1 tRNA gene and 2 rRNA genes are annotated in these 3,337 nt (G+C 55.2%); all 3 read right to left on the bottom strand.

The annotated features are described in order from the left end of the window. Window positions 1-58 precede the first annotated feature (58 nt). A tRNA-Met gene (locus tag E5A74_RS20675) sits at window positions 59-135 on the bottom strand. Window positions 136-297: 162 nt separating this feature from the next. Continuing rightward, window positions 298-412: ribosomal RNA gene (gene rrf, locus E5A74_RS20670) — 5S ribosomal RNA — on the bottom strand. 118 nt (window positions 413-530) lie between these two features. Next, window positions 531-3,321: ribosomal RNA gene (locus E5A74_RS20665) — 23S ribosomal RNA — on the bottom strand. Between the last annotated feature and the right edge of the window lie 16 nt (window positions 3,322-3,337).

Raw genomic sequence — 3,337 nt, 5'->3', positions numbered from 1 at the left:
CGCAAAAAGCCCGCTGCCATTTGTGGTGGCGAGCGGGCTTTTGGGTTGTGGCGATTTCTGGTTGCGGGAGCAGGATTTGAACCTGCGACCTTCAGGTTATGAGCCTGACGAGCTACCGGGCTGCTCCATCCCGCGCCACCAGAGTGTCGGGATCAGGACGGAGGCGAAGCCTCCGCAAGGCCGACCGGCTGCCGCGCCTTACCGGCGCGAAAGCCAAGGTCGCGGATGCGACCGCCGGCGCCTGAGGCCAACAAAGAAAGTGAATGGGTTTTTTTGCGCGGCCGCACGGGCTGCAATGCCTGGCGACGACCTACTCTTCCATCGCTTGAGCGATAGTACCATCGGCGCAGTCTGGTTTCACGGCCGAGTTCGGGATGGGATCGGGTGGTTCACAGACGCCATAGCCACCAGGCAATGGAGCCCGTGCGGGCGCAAATTTTTCAAATCGATACCGTGCACCGGTAATCAAGGCTTGAGGATCATCCGCATCGGATGACAGCCATCCAGGGCTGTCATTGATGGTGGGACTCATCAAGCGCGAACAGGACAATTAGTATCGGTTAGCTCCATGCGTTACCGCACTTCCACATCCGATCTATCAAGGTCGTGGTCTTCGACCGTCCTATGAAATCTTATCTCGAGGGAGGCTTCCCGCTTAGATGCTTTCAGCGGTTATCCCGTCCATACATAGCTACCCTGCTGCGCCGTTGGCACGACGACAGGTACACCAGAGGTATGTTCAACCCGGTCCTCTCGTACTAGGGTCAACTCCTCTCAAATTTCGACGCCCACGGCAGATAGGGACCAAACTGTCTCGCGACGTTCTGAACCCAGCTCACGTACCACTTTAATTGGCGAACAGCCAAACCCTTGGGACCTGCTCCAGCCCCAGGATGTGATGAGCCGACATCGAGGTGCCAAACAACCCCGTCGATATGAGCTCTTGGGGGTTATCAGCCTGTTATCCCCGGCGTACCTTTTATCCGTTGAGCGATGGCCCTTCCACGAGGGACCACCGGATCACTATGACCGACTTTCGTCTCTGCTCGACTTGTCAGTCTCGCAGTCAGGCTGGCTTATGCCATTGCACTCTAACAGTCGGTTTCCAACCGACCTGAGCCAACCTTCGCGCGCCTCCGTTACTCTTTGGGAGGCGACCGCCCCAGTCAAACTACCCGCCACAGAGGGTCCCAGCACCGGATGACGGTGCGTGGTTAGACATCAGAAAACAACAGGGTGGTATTTCACATTGTGGCTCCACATCGGCTGGCGCCAATGCTTCAAAGCCTCCCACCTATTCTACACAGTTCCTTCCTAATGCCACTCTGAAGCTGCAGTAAAGGTGCACGGGGTCTTTCCGTCTAACCGCGGGTACTCCGCATCTTCACGGAGAATTCAATTTCGCTGAGCATGTCCTGGAGACAGTGGGGAAGTCGTTACGCCATTCGTGCAGGTCGGAACTTACCCGACAAGGAATTTCGCTACCTTAGGACCGTTATAGTTACGGCCGCCGTTTACCTGGGCTTCATTTCGGAGCTTGCACCCCTCCACTTAACCTTCAGGCACCGGGCAGGCGTCAGACCCTATACGTCGTCTTGAAGCCGACTTAGCAGAGCCCTGTGTTTTTGCTAAACAGTCGCTACCCCCTGGCCTGTGCCCCCTGCTACTGGTTGCCCAGAAGCAGGGCCTCCTTCTTCCGAAGGTACGGAGGCAATTTGCCGAGTTCCTTCAGGACACTTCTCTCAAGCGCCTTGGTATACTCTACCTGACCACCTGTGTCGGTTTCGGGTACGGTCTATACGGTGGGGCTATTTCCCGGGACCCCTTCGAAGCATGCTCAATCCGATAAGAGCATACAACACACGGGATCCGTCACACACCACCAGGCCCACGAATATTAACGTGGTTCCCATCGACTACCCCCTTCGGGCTCGTCTTAGGGGCCGGCTCACCCTGCGCGGATTAGCCTTGCGCAGGAACCCTTGGTCTTTCGGCGAGAGGGCATCTCACCCTCTTTATCGCTACTCATGTCTGCATTCGCACTTCCGATACCTCCACGACCCATTACCAGATCGCTTCACAGGCTTACGGAACGCTCCGCTACCGCGTGGATAAATCCACACCCTAAGCTTCGGTGCACGTCTTGAGCCCCGTTACATCTTCGCCGCAGGAACCCTTGTTTAGACCAGTGAGCTGTTACGCTTTCTTTAAAGGATGGCTGCTTCTAAGCCAACCTCCTGGTTGTTTTGGGATTCCCACATGCTTTCCCACTTAGACGTGACTTGGGGACCTTAGCTGTAGGTCAGGGCTGTTTCCCTTTTGACGACGGACCTTAGCACCCGCCGTCTGTCTCCCGCACTATACTCGTAGGTATTCGGAGTTTGGTTAGGTTTGGTAGATCTCGCGACCCCCTAGCCCATCCAGTGCTCTACCCCCTACGGTAAACATGCGAGGCACTACCTCAATAGTTTTCGCGGAGAACCAGCTATTTCCCGGCTTGATTGGCCTTTCACCCCTAAACACAACTCATCCGGTAACTTTTCAACGTTAATCGGTTCGGACCTCCAGTGGGTGTTACCCCACCTTCATCCTGGTCATGCCTAGATCGCCGGGTTTCGGGTCTAATACACCAAACTATGTCGCCCTGTTCAGACTCGCTTTCGCTGCGCCTACACCTATCGGCTTAAGCTTGCTTGGTACATTAAGTCACAGACCCATTATGCAAGAGGTACGCTGTCACCCCATAAAGAGGCTCCAACTGCTTGTAGGCAATCCGTTTCAGGTACTGTTTCACTCCCCTCATCGGGGTGCTTTTCACCTTTCCCTCACGGTACTAGTTCGCTATCGGTCATGTACGAGTATTTAGGCTTGGAGGGTGGTCCCCCCATGTTCAGACAGGATTACACGTGTCCCGCCCTACTCGAGTCCTGATACATCACTTTCGCATACGGGGCTGTCACCCGCTATGGCCACACTTTCCAGAGTGTTCTGCTAGTTGAATATCAGGCACTGGCCTGGTCCGCGTTCGCTCGCCACTACTAACGGAATCTCGGTTGATGTCTTTTCCTCCGGGTACTGAGATGTTTCAGTTCTCCGGGTTCGCTTCACGAAGCCTATTTTATTCAGCTAAGTGATACCTTTCTCCCATTACCCCGACCGTCATTACTGACGCTCGAGATAATCGGATCAGGTGGGTTTCCCCATTCGGAAATCGTCGGGTCAAAGGTTGCTCACACCTCACCGACGCTTATCGCAGCGTGCCACGTCCTTCATCGCCTGTACATGCCAAGGCATCCACGAATTGCCCTTACCTCACGCTTGAGAGTCCACACCACCA

This window comes from Sphingomonas naasensis, from assembly GCF_004792695.1.
Classification (GTDB): domain Bacteria; phylum Pseudomonadota; class Alphaproteobacteria; order Sphingomonadales; family Sphingomonadaceae; genus Sphingomonas; species Sphingomonas naasensis.
This window is presented reverse-complemented; position numbering and strand designations above follow the sequence as displayed.